Below are 1,830 nucleotides of genomic sequence, written 5' to 3'. Positions count from 1 at the left end.
CGCAGGCAACAGCGCAACAGGCTTCGACGGCGGCCCCCGCAAAGGGCCGCCGAACGCACCGAAAGAGGGAGATCCAATTGGCAAAAGACGAGAACGGCTTCGAGGCCCCGGCGGGCGAAGGCGGCGAGAGCCGCAGCTCCTCCGTGGTCTGGAACGACGAGGCGATGCAGACCAGCTTTGCCAACGTGGTGAACGTGCAGGGCACACGCGAGCAGGTCGAGGTGTTCTTCGGCACCAACCGAAGCTGGAACCCCATCGATACCGGGCCGCTGCGGGTCGATCTGACCAACCGGATGATCATGACCCCCTTCGCGGCCAAGCGCCTGCACCAGATCCTGACCGGCGTGCTGCGTGAATACGAGGCCCGCCACGGCATCCTCAAGGTCGAGGACTGATGGAGGACGGGCTGGGCATCTCGGGCGCGGCGCAGGAGCAGACCGAGGCGCGGATCGTCCGGGAGGCCGGCCCGTGGCGCCGTCTCAGCCGGGCCGAGGCGCTCGACGAGGCCGCCCGCGCCTGGGCGCCGCTGATGATGGCGCAGGTCGAGGGGGCCGAGGGCACGGCGGTGTTCCTCGCCGATCCCGATGGCGGCCGCCCGCGCGCGGTGGCCAACTGGCCCGAGGCCCGGATCCCCTCGGCGATCCTGCTCGCCGCCGCCGAGGCCGCGCTCGACAACGACCGCGGCGTGGTCCGTGGCGCGGTGGGCGACGATGGCCGCCCCTCGGGTGGGCTGGTCGCGATGGCGACACCGCTCACCGTCGAGGGCCGCACGCAGGGCGCGGTCGGGCTCGAGATCCTGCCCGAGGACGCCGCCGAGCTGCGCGCCGCGATGCGGCGCCTGCAATGGGGTGCGGCGTGGATGCGCGATCTCGTGCGGCGCGAGGCGATGCAGGCCGACCGGCAGCGCTATGACCACGCCATCGAGGCGCTGAACGTGGTCATCGCCGTGGCCGAGCGCGAGGACATCGCCACCGCCACCCGCGCCGCCGCCACCGATCTCGCCACCCGCTTCGGCTGCGACCGGGTCTCGATCGGCTTTCGCGGGATGTTCTCGACCAGGGTCGCCGCGATCTCGCACTCGGCCCAGTTCGGCAAGCAGATGGCGCTGGTCCGGTTGCTTGGCGCGGCGATGGACGAGGCCATCGACCAGCGTGGTCCGGTGCTCTGGCCCGCCGAAGACAGCGCCGATCCGGTCGCCGCGCATCGCCATGAGAAGCTCGCCCGCGCGCAGAATTCCGGCCACGTGCTCACCGTGCCGCTCTACGCGATGGGCCAGTTCATCGGCGCCGTGACCTACGAGCGCCCCTCGGAAACGCCGTTCACCCAGACCGATCTCGAGATCCTCGAAGCGGTCAGCACGGTGATCGCGCCGGTGCTCGACGAAAAGCGGCGCAACGACCGATGGCTGATCACCAAGGCCGGCATCGCGCTCGGGCAGCAGTTCACGCGGCTCTTCGGCCCCGGCCATGCCGGACGCAAGCTGGCGCTACTGGTGCTGGTCGGGCTCGGGCTCTTCGGCTGGTTCGCCACCGGCCCCGACCGGATCTCGGCAGAGGCGCAGGTCTCGGGCCGGGTGCAGCGCACCGTCGCGGCCCCCTTCGACGGCTTCATCGCCGAGGCCTTCGCCCGCGCCGGCGACCCGGTCGAGGCGGGCGCGGTGCTGGTGCAGCTCGATGACCGCGACCTCGCGCTCGAACGCCTGCGCCTGGTGACCGAGCGCCAGCGCCAGCTGATCGAGTACGACCGCGCGCTCGCCGCCCGCAACCGCGCCGAAACGCAGGTCCGCCGGGCAGAGATCGATCAGGCCGAGGCCGAGATCGCGCTGATCGA

2 protein-coding genes are annotated in these 1,830 nt (G+C 71.7%); both read left to right on the top strand.

All coding sequences use genetic code 11. The annotated features are described in order from the left end of the window. The first annotated feature begins 77 nt into the window (after positions 1-77). Positions 78-395 carry a DUF3467 domain-containing protein gene (locus AC6RA4_RS06125; protein ID WP_500158427.1) on the top strand — a complete coding sequence of 106 codons (318 nt, stop codon included), beginning with the start codon at positions 78-80 and terminating at the stop codon, positions 393-395. Continuing rightward, on the top strand, positions 395-1,830 hold a 1,436-nt coding region (locus AC6RA4_RS06120), incomplete at its 3' end, for a GAF domain-containing protein (protein ID WP_500158425.1). The genes AC6RA4_RS06125 and AC6RA4_RS06120, both read left to right, overlap by 1 nt.

The sequence above is a fragment of the Salipiger sp. genome (assembly GCF_059781815.1).
Note: the sequence above shows the minus strand (reverse complement) of the source record. Positions and strands in the feature narration are given on the sequence as shown.